Source organism: Priestia sp. D51 (genome assembly GCF_053345675.1).
Window position 1 is genome coordinate 891,026 of record NZ_JBLTIR010000003.1, and the last position, 17,733, is coordinate 908,758.

At 37.8% G+C, this 17,733-nt stretch carries 19 protein-coding genes; 14 read left to right on the forward strand and 5 right to left on the reverse strand.

What is annotated here, in order from left to right:
- From ACNHOZ_RS16380 to ACNHOZ_RS16420, 9 genes are all read left to right on the forward strand, one after another.
- Nucleotides 1-999, forward strand: a complete 999-nt coding sequence (locus ACNHOZ_RS16380; RefSeq protein ID WP_221831788.1) for an ABC transporter ATP-binding protein — start codon at nucleotides 1-3, stop codon at nucleotides 997-999.
- A gap of 23 nt (nucleotides 1,000-1,022) precedes the next feature.
- Nucleotides 1,023-2,666 (forward strand): peptide ABC transporter substrate-binding protein, encoded by a 1,644-nt coding sequence (locus tag ACNHOZ_RS16385; protein ID WP_338705482.1) that lies wholly within the window; start codon nucleotides 1,023-1,025, stop codon nucleotides 2,664-2,666.
- Nucleotides 2,667-2,754: 88 nt separating this feature from the next.
- A complete protein-coding gene (locus tag ACNHOZ_RS16390; RefSeq protein WP_048018509.1) occupies nucleotides 2,755-3,699 on the forward strand; it encodes a S66 peptidase family protein in 945 nt (314 codons plus the stop codon).
- Nucleotides 3,700-3,730: 31 nt separating this feature from the next.
- On the forward strand, nucleotides 3,731-4,639 hold the full coding sequence (locus ACNHOZ_RS16395; protein WP_338705343.1) for a C40 family peptidase: 909 nt from the start codon (nucleotides 3,731-3,733) through the stop codon (nucleotides 4,637-4,639).
- A gap of 12 nt (nucleotides 4,640-4,651) precedes the next feature.
- Nucleotides 4,652-5,659 (forward strand): ABC transporter ATP-binding protein, encoded by a 1,008-nt coding sequence (locus ACNHOZ_RS16400; RefSeq protein WP_338705344.1) that lies wholly within the window; start codon nucleotides 4,652-4,654, stop codon nucleotides 5,657-5,659.
- Nucleotides 5,659-6,435: a serine hydrolase gene (locus tag ACNHOZ_RS16405; protein ID WP_230683537.1), complete on the forward strand. Its 777-nt coding sequence runs from the start codon at nucleotides 5,659-5,661 to the stop codon at nucleotides 6,433-6,435. Before ACNHOZ_RS16400 ends, ACNHOZ_RS16405 begins: the two co-directional genes overlap by 1 nt.
- 338 nt (nucleotides 6,436-6,773) lie before the next feature.
- Nucleotides 6,774-7,325, forward strand: a complete 552-nt coding sequence (locus ACNHOZ_RS16410) for a hypothetical protein (protein ID WP_013056190.1) — start codon at nucleotides 6,774-6,776, stop codon at nucleotides 7,323-7,325.
- Nucleotides 7,326-7,434: 109 nt separating this feature from the next.
- On the forward strand, nucleotides 7,435-7,962 hold the full coding sequence (locus tag ACNHOZ_RS16415) for a GNAT family N-acetyltransferase (protein WP_028414016.1): 528 nt from the start codon (nucleotides 7,435-7,437) through the stop codon (nucleotides 7,960-7,962).
- A gap of 86 nt (nucleotides 7,963-8,048) precedes the next feature.
- Entirely contained in the window at nucleotides 8,049-10,817 is a 2,769-nt protein-coding gene (locus ACNHOZ_RS16420) for a bifunctional diguanylate cyclase/phosphodiesterase (RefSeq protein ID WP_447697238.1), read from the forward strand.
- Nucleotides 10,818-10,832: 15 nt separating this feature from the next.
- Here the strand turns inward: ACNHOZ_RS16420 and ACNHOZ_RS16425 are convergent, their stop codons facing one another.
- A complete protein-coding gene (locus ACNHOZ_RS16425; RefSeq protein ID WP_063246888.1) occupies nucleotides 10,833-11,135 on the reverse strand; it encodes a hypothetical protein in 303 nt (100 codons plus the stop codon).
- A gap of 88 nt (nucleotides 11,136-11,223) precedes the next feature.
- Nucleotides 11,224-11,775 (reverse strand): TVP38/TMEM64 family protein, encoded by a 552-nt coding sequence (locus ACNHOZ_RS16430; RefSeq protein WP_063246889.1) that lies wholly within the window; start codon nucleotides 11,773-11,775, stop codon nucleotides 11,224-11,226.
- Nucleotides 11,776-12,268: 493 nt separating this feature from the next.
- Here ACNHOZ_RS16430 and ACNHOZ_RS16435 point away from each other — a divergent pair, with 493 nt between their 5' ends.
- The 3 genes from ACNHOZ_RS16435 to ACNHOZ_RS16445 all read left to right on the forward strand — a co-directional run bounded on the left by ACNHOZ_RS16435 (nucleotide 12,269) and on the right by ACNHOZ_RS16445 (nucleotide 13,450).
- A complete protein-coding gene (locus tag ACNHOZ_RS16435) occupies nucleotides 12,269-12,586 on the forward strand; it encodes a hypothetical protein (RefSeq protein ID WP_028414006.1) in 318 nt (105 codons plus the stop codon).
- A 29-nt stretch (nucleotides 12,587-12,615) separates the two neighbouring features.
- Nucleotides 12,616-12,798, forward strand: a complete 183-nt coding sequence (locus ACNHOZ_RS16440) for a hypothetical protein (RefSeq protein WP_447697239.1) — start codon at nucleotides 12,616-12,618, stop codon at nucleotides 12,796-12,798.
- A 127-nt stretch (nucleotides 12,799-12,925) separates the two neighbouring features.
- Nucleotides 12,926-13,450 carry a cupin domain-containing protein gene (locus ACNHOZ_RS16445; protein WP_028414004.1) on the forward strand — a complete coding sequence of 175 codons (525 nt, stop codon included), beginning with the start codon at nucleotides 12,926-12,928 and terminating at the stop codon, nucleotides 13,448-13,450.
- 33 nt (nucleotides 13,451-13,483) lie between these two features.
- Here ACNHOZ_RS16445 and ACNHOZ_RS16450 read toward each other — a convergent pair whose 3' ends face one another.
- The 3 genes from ACNHOZ_RS16450 to ACNHOZ_RS16460 all read right to left on the reverse strand — a co-directional run bounded on the left by ACNHOZ_RS16450 (nucleotide 13,484) and on the right by ACNHOZ_RS16460 (nucleotide 16,381).
- Nucleotides 13,484-14,086: a response regulator transcription factor gene (locus ACNHOZ_RS16450; RefSeq protein WP_013056197.1), complete on the reverse strand. Its 603-nt coding sequence runs from the start codon at nucleotides 14,084-14,086 to the stop codon at nucleotides 13,484-13,486.
- On the reverse strand, nucleotides 14,083-15,225 hold the full coding sequence (locus ACNHOZ_RS16455; RefSeq protein WP_063246891.1) for a sensor histidine kinase: 1,143 nt from the start codon (nucleotides 15,223-15,225) through the stop codon (nucleotides 14,083-14,085). The genes ACNHOZ_RS16450 and ACNHOZ_RS16455 overlap by 4 nt, the downstream gene beginning before the upstream one ends.
- 112 nt (nucleotides 15,226-15,337) lie before the next feature.
- Nucleotides 15,338-16,381: a fatty acid desaturase gene (locus tag ACNHOZ_RS16460; protein ID WP_063246892.1), complete on the reverse strand. Its 1,044-nt coding sequence runs from the start codon at nucleotides 16,379-16,381 to the stop codon at nucleotides 15,338-15,340.
- 219 nt (nucleotides 16,382-16,600) lie between these two features.
- Between ACNHOZ_RS16460 and ACNHOZ_RS16465 the strand changes: the two genes are divergently transcribed.
- The gene (locus ACNHOZ_RS16465; RefSeq protein ID WP_063246893.1) at nucleotides 16,601-16,996 is read left to right on the forward strand and encodes a ribosomal maturation YjgA family protein; all 396 of its coding nucleotides are present in this window, start codon (nucleotides 16,601-16,603) and stop codon (nucleotides 16,994-16,996) included.
- Between the two features lie 157 nt (nucleotides 16,997-17,153).
- Nucleotides 17,154-17,708, forward strand: a complete 555-nt coding sequence (locus ACNHOZ_RS16470) for a hypothetical protein (RefSeq protein ID WP_063246894.1) — start codon at nucleotides 17,154-17,156, stop codon at nucleotides 17,706-17,708.
- Nucleotides 17,709-17,733: the final 25 nt, after the last annotated feature.

Sequence of the window (17,733 nt, forward strand, 5' to 3'; positions counted from 1 at the left end):
ATGGAAAAAATAATCCGAATCAAAAACTTACACGTACAGTTTTCAACTTACGGAGGGCAAGTTCAAGCTGTAAGAGGCGTTAGTTTTGATTTACATAAAGGAGAAACCCTAGCGATTGTAGGAGAGTCAGGTTGCGGAAAAAGCGTAACATCTCAAAGTATCATGAGGTTAATTCCAACACCTCCGGGCAGGATCACAAGCGGCTCTATTTTATTTAAAGACCAGGATTTAACAAAACTATCAGAAAAGAAAATGCGAGACATTCGAGGCGCTGATATTTCGATGATTTTTCAGGATCCTATGACTGCGCTTAATCCAACTCTTCGCGTAGGTGAGCAAATTGCAGAAAATATTATGCAACATGAAAACATTTCAAAAGAAAAAGCCAAAGAAAAAGCATTTGAAATGCTGGAGCTAGTCGGAATTCCAAATCCTAAAGAACGCCTAAAGCAATATCCTCATGAATTTAGCGGGGGAATGAGACAGCGTATTGTCATTGCAATGGCTCTTGTATGCAACCCCGAAGTGCTAATTGCTGATGAACCTACCACAGCCCTTGACGTCACGATACAGGCGCAGATTTTAGAATTATTTAAGGATGTTCAGCAGAAAACGGATGTCTCCATTGTTTTAATTACCCATGATTTAGGTGTAGTTGCTCAGGTAGCTGACCGTGTTGCCGTAATGTATGCAGGAAAGATTGTAGAAATTGGAACAAGAAGAGACATCTTTTATACGCCGCAGCATCCGTATACAAAAGGATTGCTGCGTTCAGTTCCTCGGTTAGATCTATACGAAAGTGAGCTTGTGCCTATTGCAGGCTCACCTCCCGATTTATTTGCACCTCCATCTGGATGTTCGTTCGCACCTCGCTGTCCTTACGTAATGGAAGTGTGTGATCGCATGTATCCTACGTCGACAAAGCTGAAAGAAAGTCACCAAGTGCACTGCTGGCTTCAAGATGAGAGAGCCCAAAAATTTGTAACAACTATAAGCTAGATTTATAGATGAATAGCGAACTTATGAAAGAGGGGAAAATGATGAAAAAAATAGGGTCTTTACTAATGATGTGTGTACTTATATTTGCACTTGCTGCCTGTACGGCCACAAAAGATTCAGGCGCGGAGCCAGAAAAGAAAAGCAGTACAGCAAAAGAAGACGGTAAGGTCCTTTATATGAATAATGGCGCAGAACCTACGTCTTTTGATCCGCCTATTGGGTTTGATTCATATTCATGGAATATGCTTAATAACTTAATGGAGGGGCTGACTCGTTTAGGAAAAAGCGATGAGCCTGAAGGAGCAATGGCCGAGAAATGGGATATTTCTGAAGATAAAAAAGTCTATACATTTCATTTGCGAAAAGATGCTAAATGGTCAAATGGAGATGACGTAAAAGCAAGTGATTTTGTGTTTGCATGGAAGAGGCTGTTAGATCCTAAGACTGGTTCTCCAGCGGCGTTTTTAGGCTATTTCATTCAAGGTGGAGAAGAATTTAATACGGGTAAAGGCAGTGCTGATCAAGTAGGAGTCAAAGCGCTAGATGACAAAACTTTTGAAGTTACGCTTAAAAGTCCGCAAGCCTATTTCTTAAGCGTAGTTTCCAATCCAGCGTTTTTTCCAATTAATGAAAAAGTAGCAACAAAAAATCCGAAATGGTTTGCAGAAGCAGATTCGTTTGTTGCTAATGGTCCTTTCAAATTAACTCAATGGAAGCATAACAGTAATCTAGTAATGGAAAGAAACGATCAGTACTGGGATGCTAAAAATGTAAAGCTCGATAAGGTAAAATGGGCAATTGTTGAAAATACAAACACAGAATACCAAATGTATCAAAATGGAGAACTAGATGTTTCTGAAATTCCATCGGATTTAAGTGAAAAGCTGTTGAAAGATGGAGATGTTCATATCGAAGACCAAGCGGGAACTTACTTCTATCGCTTTAACTTAGATAAAGAGCCCTTTCAAAACAAAAATATCCGTAAAGCATTCGCAATGGCTGTAGATCAAGATCAAATTGTTAATTTTGTTACAAAAAATAAAGAAAAACCAGCTCGCGGGTTTGTATCATACGGATTTAAAGATGCAGATGGAAAGGATTTCCGTAAAACAGGCGGCGACTTACTAAAAACAGATGGCAAAGAAGCAAAAGCACTTCTGAAAAAAGGAATGAAAGAAGAAGGATATAAAAAGCTGCCAGCTATTACGCTAACATACAGTACAGACGATACACATAAAAAAATAGCAGAAGCACTTCAGCAAATGTTCAAAGAAAATCTAGGTGTAGATGTGAAGCTTGCCAATATGGAATGGAATGTTTTCCAAGAAGAACAAAAAGCGTTAAAGTTTCAGCTGTCACGAAGTTCGTTTTTAGCTGATTATGCAGATCCAATCAACTTTTTAGAGAGCTTCCAGACGGGTCATTCAATGAACCGTACAGCTTGGAGCAATAAAGAATATGATAAGTTAATTAAACAAGCTATGAACGAAACAGATAATAAAAAACGTTTTGAGCTTATGTATAAAGCAGAAGGTATTTTATTTGATGAGATGCCGATCATTCCTATTCATTTCTACAACTATGTGTTTTTAATAAAAGATAACGTATCTGGAATTGTTCGTCATCCTGTTGGCTATTTAGATTTGAAGTGGGCAGATAAACAGTAAAGTGGAACTTTTCGTCAGAGGGGATTTCAATTCCCTTCTGACCCAAGTTTCACTTTCTTCATTTCTTTACACAAAAGGAGTGTAGCAAATGATCAAACCAAAACGATTAAAAAAAGGTGATACAGTAGCTGTTATTGCACCTGCTAGTCCGCCTAATCAGCACAATCTAAAAAAAGGACTAGAATATTTGAAGGAAATAGGATTAAACGTAGTAACGGGTGCGCATTTATATCAAAAAAACGGGTACTTGGCAGGGACTGATGAACAGCGAGCAGCCGATATACATGCGATGTTTGCCAATAAGGAAGTAAAGGCAATTATCTGTGCATGCGGAGGGTACGGGACTGCTAGGCTTGCCTCGCAATTAAACTACAATTTAATTAAGCAAAACCCAAAGATTTTTTGGGGATATAGCGATATTACGTTTTTACATACCGCTATTCATCAGCGCACAGGTTTGGTTACCTTTCACGGGCCAATGCTTTCGTCGGATATCGGAAAAGAAGATGTTCATATAGAGACGAAGCAAGCTTTTTATCAATTATTTTCTCACCGTTCTTTTTACTATACGGATCAAATTAGCCCGCTCGACACTATTTGTGAAGGAGAAGCAACTGGTCAGCTGATAGGAGGAAATCTGACTTTGCTCGTGAGCACGCTTGGCACTCCATTTGAACTAGATACGAAAAATAAAATTTTATTTATTGAAGATATTGACGAAGAGCCGTATGAAATTGACCGCATGATGACACAGCTGTATATGGCCAATAAACTGCAGGATGCAGCGGGAATTCTTATCGGAGATTTCCATAACTGCTATCCTAAAAAACGTACAGAGTCGCTTTCACTAGAAGAGGCATTAACAAGTTACCTGACTTCTTTAAAAAAGCCTGTTATGAGAGGGTTTCGCATCGGGCATTGCTCGCCTCAAACAGCTGTGGGAATTGGAAGTTATGCCACGATGTCGACTTATGAACAAATGGTGGAATTTGAATCCGGTATTACATTACCAAAAGATAAAGTCGAACGCTGAAGGTTAAACCTGCAGGGAGGAGAAATAAGTGATGGATAAAAAAACGTATTACGTTTGTGTGGCTGTGGCGACTGTGTGGACTTCCTGTGACTCTTGCAGAGAAATAGATGACAATGCAACAAGTGTCCCAGTAAAACTAGATAAATGGCTGGAGCAATTAACGTTTACACGTCGGTTGGAGCTTTGTGAGAAAAATTTAGTTCAAACGCAGCTGTTACTAGGAGAAGAAGTATATGTAACGGAACTGAAAGGTAAATGGGCAAAAATCGTTATTCCTTCTCAGTTTTCTTCTAAAGATGAAAGAGGATATCCCGGGTGGGTTCCTTTCCACCAACTGATTTCCCAAGCTGAATATTCTCCATTAAATAAACCAACGGCAGTGGTATCAGCAGCGATTGCGACACTGCAGCTAGCGGAAGAAGCCTTGCAAATTAGTTATCAAACGCAGCTGCCTCTTTTAAAAGAAGATAAAGAATGGCTAGAGGTTCAAACACCGGTTGGCACTGGGAGAATAAAACGTCAAGATGCTGTTGTAATAGAGGATAGAAACCGTAAAACAACAAAAGGAACTGGAGATATGATTATTGCAGCAGGAGAACAGTTTTTGAATCTTCCATATTTATGGGGGGGGATGAGTGCTTGGGGATATGATTGTTCCGGGTTTGCCTATGCTACTCATAAAGCAAACGGCTATCTTATTCCAAGAGATGCCACCGATCAAGCAAGGAAAGGCAAAGAAGTAGGATTAGACTCTATTCAACCCGGAGATTTATTGTTTTTCGCTTATGAAAAAGGGAAGGGGTCTATCCACCATGTTGGTATTTGTTATGGCAGAGGAAAAATGCTTCATTCACCTAAAACGGGTAAAACCGTCGAACTGATTGAATTAAAAGGAACGCTTTATGAAGAAGAGCTGTGCGCAGCCCGGCGCTATTATTAGGAGGTGGCAGTTATGACAGCGAAGCATTTGTTAGAAGTAAAGCAGCTGAGCAAATATTTTTCAATTACGAACAAGCAGGTTTTGAAAGCAGTAGACGGCGTGTCTTTTTATATTTCAAAAGGAGAAACCTTTGGACTTGTTGGTGAATCCGGCTGCGGAAAATCCACTGCCGGGCGAACAATCATTGGATTGTATAACCGTACATCAGGAGAGGTGCTTTATAAAGGGAAAAACGTGCATGAGCTATCAGAGAAAGAGAAATTTGCTTTTCATCGTAATATGCAAATGATTTTTCAAGATCCATATGCTTCACTGAATCCTCGTTCTACCGTAAAGGAGATTATCTCAGAGCCAATGGAGGTTCACGGACTTTATTCCAATAAAAAAGAAATGCTGAACCGGGTGTATGAGCTGCTAGAAGATGTGGGGCTAAATCGTGATCATGCCAACCGCTATCCTCATGAGTTCAGCGGCGGGCAGCGCCAGCGCATAGGGATTGCGAGAGCTTTAGCGTTAAATCCAGAATGCATTATTGCAGACGAACCTATTTCTGCTTTAGATGTATCTGTACAGGCTCAAGTAGTTAATTTATTAAAAAAACTCCAAAAAGAAAAAGGGTTAACTTATTTATTTATTGCACATGACTTGTCGATGGTAAAGCATATAAGCAGTCGTATTGGAGTTATGTATTTAGGGCATTTAGTAGAATTAACAACAAGTTTGGAGCTATATCAAAAACCGCTTCACCCATACACTCAAGCTCTACTGTCAGCTATTCCTATTCCTGATCCTGACGTTGAGGATAATCGGAAGCGGATTGTTCTTAAAGGAGAATTGCCAAGCCCCATTAACCCTCCCTCTGGCTGCGTGTTTAATACACGCTGTCCTCTTGCAGTAGCAGCCTGTAAGACTCAAAAACCAGAGTGGCAGGAAGTTGAAGAAAATCATTTTGTGGCCTGCCACTTATACAATCAAAAGATAATGAGTACCAACTATATTGAAACAGCTGCGACAAAATGATGGAAAAAGCAAGAGTGAAAATAGAAGATGCAGTTACGAAATGGAAACGGAGTAATAATGGACTTATACGGATTCATATTGAAGGGAAAGAATCCATACAGATTAATTCTTTTATCCAACAACGAGCAGCAAGTACAATCAAGCTGCTGCTTGCAATAGAAGCGTTTCGTCAAATTGATGAGGGCATCTTGGCTTTAACATCTGTCATTCGAAGAATGGAAAAAAACACGGTTGGCGGAGCAGGTGTACTTAGAGCTCTTCCGCGGTTAACACATATTAAAGTGGAAGAGCTGCTTGCCCTTATGATAATGGTTTCTGACAACACAGCTACAAATGAGCTCATTTCTTTAGTAGGATTTGAAAAAATTAACGAATGTGCTAAAAATCTAGGATTAAAGAAAACCGTTTTAAACCGCTATATGATGGACGAAACAGCTGTTAAACAAGGAATTGATAATTATACGTGTGCCTCTGACGTAGTAAAGTGCCTAAAGGAAATATGTGAAGGAAACTTTTTGCGAAAATCTAGTTGCGAAAAAATAATGAGAATGCTAGAAATGCAGCAGTTTCGGCATAAGCTTCCAGCACGTATAGGATCAGCGTTTCAAGCTGCGAATAAGACTGGAGAACTACAGGGAGCGGAACATGATAGTGCTATTCTCATGCGAGGTAACGAAACGTATTATGCCGTTGTTTTGATAGATGGACTAAGTGACAATGAACAGGGAAGGAGATTGATTACTGATATTGGATACCTTCTGTCATCTAACATCTAAAAATCTTTTGACCATTTCAATAAGCGGGGGTAGTTTGGTCTCTTTTTATTTAATGTCTTCCATCAAAGAAAAACTCACATGTACTAATAATAAATGCTTGTCTTCTCAGATTTTGGCGAGACCGTTGTTTGCAGTGCTGGATTTGTGCTAGTAATAGATAAACATGTTCTTTTTCATAAAATTTTATGAAAAAATAATGATAAATCATTCATCCTATACCAACTTATTCATATTTTTTATATAATAGAATAATAGTATATATTTTAAACGAATAGTGAATGTCTATGCCAATTAGCAAGGAGCATGAAATTATTCGATTCATAAATGGTGGTGTATGTATGGCAAACGAACATGTAATGATAGATATTATAAAAGCATTTAAACGCAATTCAACTGAATCCATTGCCATGGATTTAATTAAGGAAGTGCGAGGGACATTTAGTCCTTTACCTAAATATATAGCGGATTTAATTGATGAGCTGAGAAAATTAAATTTAAAAGACGAAGTGATCAGTGTAATCTTGTATCAATCTGTATATGTGGCGGATCATCAATTTAATATTAAAGATACCATTACCAATCGTCAGTTTGTAAAAGATACGATTGAAATGGGCAGAAGATGGGTGCATCAGTACGGCCGAATTGAAACAGTAGAAGAAGCAATTCATATTGCAGAGCAAGTGTCTACAAAAGAGGACTTGCCTCATCATTTGCAAACAGCAACAATTGACGAAAAAATTACGCTTGAGGTGCAGCTTGATCATCAAACATATGAAATGTTAAAAAATATAGCGGTTTATTATGATCATCATTCCTATGAACAGTCAATGACTGTAGCAATTAATCGTTTATATACGCAGCTGCGCGATGCACAATCAAAAAATAGTTAAATGTCAAATCTCACATGTTCCGTGCACCATGTGAGATTTTTTAAGATGTGAAAGAGGCGCAGATGAAAATGTCTTGCTCCATCATCCATCAAAAGGAGGGAGAACATAGATGAGGGTATATTTATCTCCTCTTCAAGAAAAAGATGCTTCTAAAGTTTTTGCATATTGGTCGGATGAAGAGGTTACGAGATATATGAATATTGAGCCCTTTACGACGCTTTATCAAGCGGAAAGCATGATTGCACTTCTTCAAAGTTTGACGAAAGAAGGAAAAGCAATACGCTATGCTATTCGATTAAAGACTTCCGATGAGATCATTGGAACCTGCGGTCTAAACCGTATTGATTATGGTAAAAAGCAAGCAGAGATTGGGTATGATTTAGGCAGACCTTTTTGGAAAAAAGGCCTCATGACAGAAGCGCTCTGCCTTTTGCTAGAAAAAGCTTTTGAAGAGTTTCATATACGGGAGATTGAAGCAAAGGTCGATCCTAATAATAAAGATTCAATTACGCTTTTAAAAAAATTCTCGTTTCAATTAAAAGAGGCGTATAAGTCAGATGATTGTACGTGTTTATACACCGTCAATAAAGAAAAAGTGAGCGCGATATTGTCAGGACGCTCAAAAAGTAAGAAGTAAATCCAACAGAAGTTCTTTTGAAATAGTAAATATTTTTAGGCCTTAACCGATAACAAAGAAAAGAACGAATTGAAGGAAGGTCATGAATGAATCATCATACACATTTACTAGAAGGGACGTACAATGAGTTACTCGTTACACTTTCTTTCCTTATCGCTATTACTGCGGCGTACGCTTCTTTTGGGTTAGCTAATCGTGTGAAAATTTCCCGGGCAAAATTTATTCAGTTTTGGTTAATCAGCGGGGCATTTACATTGGGAGTAGGCATTTGGTCCATGCATTTTATTGCCATGCTTGCTTTTCACTTGCCCGTAGATGTTTCATACAATTTATGGTTTGTTCTTCTCTCAATCTTGGGAGCGATAACAGGATGTTATATAGGACTTTACCTCATTCACAAACAAAAGAAAAGCATGAAGGCACTCACCATTGCGGGGAGCTTTATGGGAGCTGGAATTGTTTTTATGCATTATTCCGGCATGATGGCAATGGAGCCCATTATGATTTCATATGATCCATTTGTCGTTTTTCTCTCTATTCTTATTGCTGTTGCTGCTTCTAATACAGCTTTGTGGCTTGGTTTTTACTCAAAGCTAAATGAAGGGAAGCTTACCGTTTTTGCTAAGCTTATTTGTTCTACTATTATGGGCATTGCTATTGCTGGTATGCACTATACGGGTATGCAGGCAGCTTCTTTTTCAGGAATGCCAATGCCTGAACAATCAAACGGTTTTGCTTTAAATCCACTATATTTATCCGCCGTTATTATTTTTTTTGTTGTCTGCCTATTTACGGCTGTGTTTTTAACCATTTTTATGGATCGACGCGTACAAAAACAAGAAGTTTTAAAATGGGCTTTTTTTGAATCTGCCCTGGATGCTATTTTGGTGATTGATGAAAAAAGACATGTTTTATCGCTCAATTATGCAGCAGAAACGCTTTTCTCTCTTAAAGCATCAGATGTAATCGGGAGTGATGTTGTTAAGCTGCTGCCCTTCTATAAATTTTCTTCTCTACAAGACGGACGGACTGAGCACTCCCTTTTGATAAGTAATAGAGAAGTTACGGTTGAGATAACGGTGATGGCGGTAGCGATTGAAGAGACGGTTGAGTATATGCTGTATATACGCAATATGACGCAAGAGCGTGAAGCGGAAAAAACGTTGATTGAAGCAAAAAATCGTTATGAAAACTTGTTTTACTCCTCTCCATTGGCAATTATGGTCCATCGAGAAGAAGAGGTCGTGTCAGTGAATGATGCTATGATTCAGCTTTTAGGAGTAACCGAAGACCAGCTCGTTGGGAAATCGTTATATGATTTCTTTTCATCTGAACAAGTTCCTGATATTAAAAAAGGATTGAAGGCAGTAAGAGATAGAAAAGATGAGCCAAGACCTCCATTAGCTCAGTTGAAAATGTTTAATGCGTTAGGTAAGGAACTCTTTTTAGAAGTGAAATCTACGCTCATTCAAATTAATGGAGAGACGCTTTTTCAGACAGTAACTAGAGATGTAACGGAGCAGAAAAAAGCTCAAGAATCGCTTCAATATATGGCTTTTCACGATATGCTAACAGATTTACCAAATCGAAGTATGTTTTCAAACATTGTAGAGAAATCCATTGATTCAGCAGCTGCTTCAGGAAAAAAGCTTCATTTCTTATTCTTAGACCTCGATCGTTTCAAACAGGTAAATGACACGCTTGGTCATCATGCTGGAGATCAGCTTATGCTTCAGGTGGCCGATCGAATGAAGAGCTGCCTAAGAAACCAAGATGTTCTTTCGCGTTTTGGAGGAGATGAGTTTTTAGTTTTACTGCATGATAGGACGGATGAAGAAGTAAGAAAAATCTGTCAATCATTAAATGACTGCTTATCCACTCCTTTTGTAGTGCTGTCGAGAGATGTTTATTTAGGGGTAAGCATTGGAGTTAGTTTATTTCCTAAAGATGGAAGTTCGCTTGAAGTGCTAGTTCGCCATGCTGATTTAGCGATGTACGAAGTCAAAAAACAAGGGCGTAATCATTATCTGTTTTATCAAAAAGAAATGCAGGTTCATACTACGCGACGAATGAGAATTGAAGATGGTTTACGAAAGGCTTTTGAGCTGGGCGAAATGGAGCTTCACTATCAGCCCAAAGTCAATATTCAAAGTGGCCATATTGCTGGAGTGGAGGCTTTGATCCGGTGGACTCACGCCGAGATGGGCGTTATTTCTCCCGCAGAATTTATTCCGATTGCTGAAGAAACAGGCGTTATTGTTACATTGACGAAATGGGTATTAAAAAAAGCGTGCCATCAAAATAAGTATTGGCAGCTGAAAGGACTTCCTCCCTTAAAAATGAGTGTGAACATATCAAGCGTGGATTTTGGTACAACTGATTTTGTTGATTATGTGTTAGATGTCTTGCGTGAAGTAGAGTTAGAATCACGATATTTAGAACTTGAAATTACGGAAAGTGTAACGATGAAGCATGTTGAGCAAACAATCGAAAAGCTACAAATTTTAAAAGATGCAGGAGTATTTATTTCGATTGATGATTTTGGCTCAGGATATTCCTCATTCAGCTATATTCAGAAGCTGCCTATTCATACGCTGAAAATTGACCGGTCTTTTATTAAAGATTTAGATCCTAATACAACGGAAGTATCGATTGTCAGAGCCATTATTACACTAGCCAAAAGTTTGCAGCTATCCGTCGTAGCAGAAGGTGTAGAAGAAGTTGAACAAGTAGAACTTCTTCATAAAGAAAAATGTGATGAAGTGCAGGGATACTATTTCTCCAAACCGATTTCAGCACAGGAATTTTATGAGAAATTTCATAAAATCGAAGAAAAAATGGAATTTGTTTATTAATGTAAAAAGCCGTTCTTATTTAAAAGAACGGCTTTTTACATGTAAGGTCAGAGCTAACAGTTTATACAATACATAGATTCCAAGGTATGCACCGGTTAATAAAAAAGCTGAATTTAAAAAGATTGCATGAATGCTCGTCATAAAAACAGTATGATTTTTTAAGATACGATAGATAGAAGCAGCGGCTATATTTCCAAATACTAGCGCTGAAAGAAGGGCTAGCGTATTAAAAACTAGTTCTGCTCCTTTCCACTTTAGTGAGAAAAAAAGCATGATAATAGGAACAATAATACTTGCAGAAACCAACAGGAAAATCAATGGACCATCTCCAATACGTTATCTTATTACAGTTACATAGGATAATGTTTTTACTTATTTTTAGATAGTCTTCCCTTTTTATAGTCTGTTAAGCTTTTTTCTTCCATTTTTTAATTATATAAAAAAGTAAAATAATGGTTAAAATCACTAAGATGATTTTTCCTTGCATAGATCCTTGTGAAATATGATAAACCGAATAAACTTCAATAAAAAGCGCTGGAATTTTTCCAAGTGCGCTAGCAGAAATGAATACCGCAAAGGAGCCTTTTCCTACAGCACTGAAGAATGTAATGAGGCCTGATGGAACAAAGGGAAGTAATCGCAAAGAAAGAATGAATATAAAACTCTCTTTCCCTTGTACGCGCAGCAGCTTTAGCCACTTGGAGTGAGAAGGTGTTTTGGTATGAACAAGTGTACGGAAACCTTTTCGGTACAGCCAAAAAGAGAGAGCTACACCTAAAACTTCTCCAATAAAAGAAAGTAAAAATCCATTCCAAAAACCAAATAATTTTACGTTTACGAACGTAAGGGGCCCGCTTGGAAATACGCCCGTAATGCTAATAAGGATGTTCAAGAGAACACTAATAAGCTCTGCTGCTTCTAAATGTTCAAGCAGAAATGTTTGAAGATAGTCAGTCATGGTTATACTCCCGTTTATGTTTTATATGTAGGGCTAATTTAAGCTCATTTTCTACTATTATATAATTTTTGGCATGAAATAAGCAGTCAGCAGTTTATAAAAAACGAAACAGGGTAACTACTTACTAATGAAAGACGATTTACTGATTTGAAGGGATGGACAACTCATGTTGAAATTTTTGCTTGTTATTGTGGTTGTATTATTAATTATTATGATTTTTAAACGCATTATCCGAAAATAAAAATGCTAACTAAGCAGCTCGTGAGACCTTTCTCACGAGCTCTTTTGCGGAGCTATTCGGCAGCTCAACAATACACTTTTTACTGTGATGAATATCACTGCAGCTAGAGAAATGAAGGGGTAAGATAGAAATGGGAGGGAGGTATATGGAGCTAATATTCTATCTCAGCACTTATTTATCAGGGGGAGCTATCGCATTATGGCTAATTAATGCAGCGTTTAATGGATTATTAAAATAACAGAGGGAGAGAAAATGAACGATTCTAAAGGTATATTTAACAATAAAGAAAGAAAGCTTGCTCGCTATTTGGAGACGTACACAACCGAGCAAATTTTAAACGAAGCAGGCATGTCTTCGTCTGCTGCGTTATATGAGTTGAAAAAAATAAGATTACCGCGGGCAGTTGCTAATACGATTGTTTATTACGTACTGGCAACCAATAATCAAAAGCTGGTTATGTACAAACTGCTCATGTTAGCGGGCGTTTGTAAAAAGCTTGGCATTCAAGATGCACAGGCTGCCCTCACTTTTATCAAAAAATATTACGTTTGTCATCAGCATTTACACTAAAAAGCACATCTGTCTGAGGGGGAAAAGAGATGAATATTGTCCCGTTTAAGCAGCGTTCATCTGCGGGAATTTATCAAGATAAAGAACAGCCGTTTCAATTTTTCATTAAGGGAGATCGATTTCAGTTAGATTTGTATATGACGTATTTATTTCATCGCTGCCATTCTAGCAGGTATAGATATAGCCGTGCTAACAGAAAGGGTAGGATGTAATGATAAGATACCGGTGGTAAGCGGCTTCATTTTCCTAATGGAATAATGAAGCCGTTTGTTGTGTTAGAAAGAATGATTTACTATGATGTAGTTAATGATAAAAGAAAAAAGGAAGGGAAGGAACGTAATGGATTTACATAATTGGGAATATTGGATTTCAAAGCTTGAGCTGCAGCCTCATCCAGAAGGAGGGTTTTATAAACAAACCTATCGTTCTAATGATGAAATTTCTGATAAAGAAGTGTCATCTCAGTTTGATGACAAACGATTTCTATATACGAGTATTTACTTTTTATTAAGGTCTCACGATGTATCGCATTTCCACCGGCTGCAATCAGATGAATTATGGTACTATCATGGGGGAAGTTCTTTAACCATTCATATTATCTACCGCGACGGAACCTATCAAGAAGTAAAACTAGGTACAAACTTAGAAAATGGAGAAGTTCCTCAATTTTTAGTTCCAAGAGATACCATTTTCGGTTCCTCTGTCGCAAATGAGAATACGTTTTCCCTGGTAGGATGTATGGTCGCACCAGGCTTTGATTTCCGTGACTTTGAATTATTCACAAAACAGCAGCTGCTTGATGAATTCCCCGAGCATGTCGTGATCATCGACAAATTAGGGTACGATAAATTGCCAAATGATTAAAAAGCATGCATCTCGGTTTGATGCATGCTTTTTTCATTTGAACCATCCTTTTTCTTTAAAGCGAGTAATAGCTTCAATGCGATTCTTTACTTCGAGTTTGTCCAGAATGGTAGAAATATAGTTGCGCACTGTTCCGGTCTTAATAGATAGTTCGTCAGCAATTTCCTTTGTGTTTTTTCCATCAGCTACTAGAGCTAATACTTCTTTCTCTCTAGCAGTAAGAGGACTGGTAGATTCACTATATAAGTCATCCACTAATTCTGGAGCATAGAGGCGTCTGCCTGCCATCACGCTTCGAATTGAATTTGCGAGTTCTTCACTCGGACTATCTTTTAGCAAGTAGCCACTTACGCCTGCTTTCAAAGCTCTTTGAAAATAGCCAGAGCGAGCGAACGTTGTTAAAATGATGACTTTACAGTTTAAATCTTTTAGTTCCTCTGCAGCTTCAAGCCCAGTTTTAAGTGGCATCTCGATGTCCATTACGCATATGTCTGGCTGGTGCTGCTTAGCAAGTGATACCGCTTGTTCCCCATTTGAAGCTTTTCCGACAACTTCCATGTCATCTTCTAAATTTAACAAAGAGCCTAAAGCTCCTAACATCATTTGCTGATCTTCGGCAATGACAATTCGAATCATAATTGTTCCTCCTTAATATGTTTGACGATGTTTGGAACTGTAATATGAATAATCGTCCCCCCTTGACTGGAGATATCAAGATGGCCGTTTACAAACTCCAACCGCTCTTTCATTCCTAAAAGTCCGTTTCCTTCCCAGCAGTTTTTTTTCGTATTAATACCCACTCCATTGTCTTCTACCGTTATGCCTACTTCTTTTGCAGACTGATGTAAAGTAATCGTGCAAACGGTGGCTTGACTATGTTTGACCACATTGGTTACGGCTTCTTTTAAGCACATGCTCAGAATATTTTCAATTAGCAAAGACACATTCTCTAATGAAACATCCTTTTCTCCTACAAACGTAATTTCGGCAGCTTCTAAAAGCTCTTGAACGCGTTTTAGTTCTTCGCTAAGGCGAATTCCACGCATTTGAGAAACCATTTTTCTCACTTCATTAAGAGCCGTGCGCGCTGTTTGCTGGACATCTTTTAATTCAGATTTTGCTTTTTCAGGATCTTTTGCAATAAGTTTTCTTGCTAAATCACTTTTTAGACCAATAAGAGACAGCTTTTGTCCTAGCGTATCGTGCAGGTCGCGAGCTATACGCTGGCGCTCTTCCTGTTTTACAAGCTCAGAAATACGTTTATTTGCATCTTCCAGCTGTTCTTCCAGCCGGTCTCGCTTCTTCCGGTTATAAATGCTAAATGGCAGTACAATTACACTAATGGAAATTACAAAAATGAAAGGCAGCTGTTTTAAAAAGATCTCTTCTTGCATAACAACGTTAAAGTTTACCGAAATAACGGTGCTGATCAAATGAACAGCATACAAAGTGAAGAAAGCGAGCCGTTTTTGGATATTTCCAATAAAATAAGCGATAAAAAAAGCGAAGTAAAAGGCAAAGTAAATATAATTAAAAATCGTTGTTAGGGCTAAGGAAATGACGATTAATAAAGCCGTCCATACGTAAACGGACTTGTCTGTTGAAACAAATGCAAAACGATAGAAAATAAAAAATAAGATGGTGAGTAAAGAGCCAAGAATAATGTGATTCATGGATGAAGACTGTAAGATAAAATAAAATGGTAAAATGGCAAATACCGTCCATATGTAAGGAGATAGCCCAGTGATTTTTTGGAAAAACGTATATTTTTTCATAAAGAACCTCATTTGTTTGTTAAAATACACTATTAGTTTACCACAAAGTAGAATGAAATAAGTTTAGGAGAATAGATAAAACAGTCAAGCTTTTGAAAGCTTGACTGTTTTATTAAAGTTCTGCTTTTGTTTGAGAAGAAATTCTGCTTGCTTTTGGTGCAGTTGAGCGTTTTTTTATTTCTTTAAAGCTCACAAACATTTTGTTTTCTTCATCCCATAAACGGAATCGAAGAGAGCGAAGGCTTGTTGCGAGTGTAATGGTTGGTACATTTTGAAGAGGCTGTGTGTGTTGATGAACAGCTTCAAGCTTATAGTTGGGCACTCTTGGGCTTAAATGATGTACGTGGTGAAACCCGATATTGCCTGTTAGCCATTGCAAAAGTTTTGGAAGCTTGTAAAATGAACTTCCTTCAACGGCTGCTTTTACATAATCCCAGTGCTCATCTTCTTCAAAATAAGAATCTTCAAACTGATGCTGTACATAAAACAGCCAAATTCCAATTGAACCTGAAATGAAGAAAATCGGTCCTTGAATTAATACAAACGCCTGCCAACCTACCAACCAGCAGGTCGCTGCTGCTAATGCAACAATCAATACATTTGTAAGATACGTGTTCATTCTCTCTTTTTTCTTCGCATTTTTTCGATTGAATCGGTTTGTAATCAAAAATACATATATAGGTCCCACGCCGAACATAACGAACGGGTTGCGATAGATACGGTAAGCGATTTTTTTCCAAATAGACGCTTCTTTATATTCCGTTACGGTTAACACCCAAATGTCACCCGTACCTCTTTTATCTAAGTTGCTGCTTGTTGCATGGTGAATGGCATGGCTATGTCCCCATTGACTGTAAGGAAACATCGTTAACACACCGGTAATTGTTCCGAGAATTTTATTGTGTTGTCTACTCTTAAAGAAAGAGTAGTGACAACAGTCATGAAAAATAATGAATATTCTTACTAAAAACCCTGCTGCGATAACAGTTAGCGGAAATGCTAACAAATAAGAAATTGAAAGGCTCTCATAAGCGAGAAACCATAGTGTGAAAAAAGGTAAAAAAGTATTAATCAATTGTCTTATGCTGTCTTTCATTACTGCTTTTTCAAAGGGTGCAACTTGTTTTCGTAAATTCTTTTGTTTTTGTATAGTCATATGAAATTCCTTTCATCACCGTATATTATCCTCAGTATAAAGGGATTTTTCTGACTATTTAAGACATACGTGTCATATAGAAACTATGACACTTGTCATATATACATAGGGGGAAGCTGTAAAAAATGAAAAAAAGAGGTATTTAACAGTTTGCGGTTCTGATAAAATTATACAGTGAAGGCTTATTGTGACGGAGCATTTAAGAAAAAGGAGTTTGAAATGAATAAAAGAAATAGATGGGTATATCTGCTTCTAGCTATTGTGATCATGGGAGCAGGCCTCTTATCAAGAAAACTTACTGCGCATCTTCCTCACATCATAAATATATATGCGGGAGATTCGTTATGGGCCTTAATGATTTTTGTCAGTGCGGGTTTTTTGTTTCCTACATGGAAGACAAAAATGATTGGTATGTTTGCTATAGTGTTTTGTTACTTCATTGAATTTACACAGCTGTATCACGCTCCGTGGATTGATGACATAAGAAAGACTGCGCTAGGAGGGCTCATTTTGGGGTATGGCTTCTTATGGAGCGATATACTAGCCTATTCGATTGGAGTCGCGGTAGGAATGAGCTGGGAGTATTATAGATATCGATTTAAAAGACCCGCCTAGCAAATACGTTTCAATGGATCTTAGAACTCAGCTGAGGATGGAATAAGCCGTAGGGTTATGAAGCAGGATGTATATACATAAAAATAAACTTATGCATAAAATTTTTTATTTAAAACCTATTATCTATTCGTTGAACGAGAGGAAGAGAGGGGATTATTTGAATTTAATAGCCTGGATGATTATTGCATGTGAAATCGCTTTTTGGATAGTCATCATTTTAGGATTAGCAACAAGGTATATGTTTAAAAAACAAAAGCTCAGTTTTTTTATTTTAGCTTTAACACCTGTTGTTGATTTTTTTCTTCTGATTGTGACGAGCATAGACCTTTACGGAGGTGCTACAGCGACTTATGCTCACGCTATTGCAGCCGTGTATATTGGAATTTCGATTGCTTTTGGAAAAAGTATGATTCAATGGGCAGACGAACGCTTTCAATATTATGTGATGAAAAGCGGAGAAAAACCTCGTAGGCGCTATGGAATAGAATATGCAAAGCATTATTTTAAATCATGGATACAGCATCTTGTTGCTTACGCTATTGGGGCAGCTCTTTTAGCGGCGATGATGTATATAGTACCAAATGGAAAAACTAATGTGCTGCAAAATGTAGTGGAAGTTTGGACAGTTATTGTAGGAATTGATTTCTTATTATCTCTTTCTAATTTCGTTTGGCCTAAAAAAGAAAAAGAGTCTGGTTATACTAACTCATAAAAAGGCATCGATGCTTGAAAAGCCA

Excerpts from the sequence above, each read along its gene's own strand:
- ACNHOZ_RS16465 (WP_063246893.1), top strand. The coding sequence starts at position 16,601 with ATGAATAAAAGAAATAGATGGGTATATCTGCTTCTAGCTATTGTGATC.
- ACNHOZ_RS16460 (WP_063246892.1), bottom strand. The coding sequence starts at position 16,381 with ATGACTATACAAAAACAAAAGAATTTACGAAAACAAGTTGCACCCTTT.
- ACNHOZ_RS16390 (WP_048018509.1), top strand. The coding sequence starts at position 2,755 with ATGATCAAACCAAAACGATTAAAAAAAGGTGATACAGTAGCTGTTATT.
- ACNHOZ_RS16420 (WP_447697238.1), top strand. The coding sequence starts at position 8,049 with ATGAATCATCATACACATTTACTAGAAGGGACGTACAATGAGTTACTC.
- ACNHOZ_RS16400 (WP_338705344.1), top strand. The coding sequence starts at position 4,652 with ATGACAGCGAAGCATTTGTTAGAAGTAAAGCAGCTGAGCAAATATTTT.
- ACNHOZ_RS16415 (WP_028414016.1), top strand. The coding sequence starts at position 7,435 with ATGAGGGTATATTTATCTCCTCTTCAAGAAAAAGATGCTTCTAAAGTT.
- ACNHOZ_RS16455 (WP_063246891.1), bottom strand. The coding sequence starts at position 15,225 with ATGAAAAAATATACGTTTTTCCAAAAAATCACTGGGCTATCTCCTTAC.
- ACNHOZ_RS16435 (WP_028414006.1), top strand. The coding sequence starts at position 12,269 with ATGAACGATTCTAAAGGTATATTTAACAATAAAGAAAGAAAGCTTGCT.
- ACNHOZ_RS16385 (WP_338705482.1), top strand. The coding sequence starts at position 1,023 with ATGAAAGAGGGGAAAATGATGAAAAAAATAGGGTCTTTACTAATGATG.
- ACNHOZ_RS16410 (WP_013056190.1), top strand. The coding sequence starts at position 6,774 with ATGGCAAACGAACATGTAATGATAGATATTATAAAAGCATTTAAACGC.
- ACNHOZ_RS16405 (WP_230683537.1), top strand. The coding sequence starts at position 5,659 with ATGGAAAAAGCAAGAGTGAAAATAGAAGATGCAGTTACGAAATGGAAA.
- ACNHOZ_RS16440 (WP_447697239.1), top strand. The coding sequence starts at position 12,616 with ATGAATATTGTCCCGTTTAAGCAGCGTTCATCTGCGGGAATTTATCAA.
- ACNHOZ_RS16395 (WP_338705343.1), top strand. The coding sequence starts at position 3,731 with ATGGATAAAAAAACGTATTACGTTTGTGTGGCTGTGGCGACTGTGTGG.
- ACNHOZ_RS16450 (WP_013056197.1), bottom strand. The coding sequence starts at position 14,086 with ATGATTCGAATTGTCATTGCCGAAGATCAGCAAATGATGTTAGGAGCT.
- ACNHOZ_RS16380 (WP_221831788.1), top strand. The coding sequence starts at position 1 with ATGGAAAAAATAATCCGAATCAAAAACTTACACGTACAGTTTTCAACT.
- ACNHOZ_RS16430 (WP_063246889.1), bottom strand. The coding sequence starts at position 11,775 with ATGACTGACTATCTTCAAACATTTCTGCTTGAACATTTAGAAGCAGCA.
- ACNHOZ_RS16445 (WP_028414004.1), top strand. The coding sequence starts at position 12,926 with ATGGATTTACATAATTGGGAATATTGGATTTCAAAGCTTGAGCTGCAG.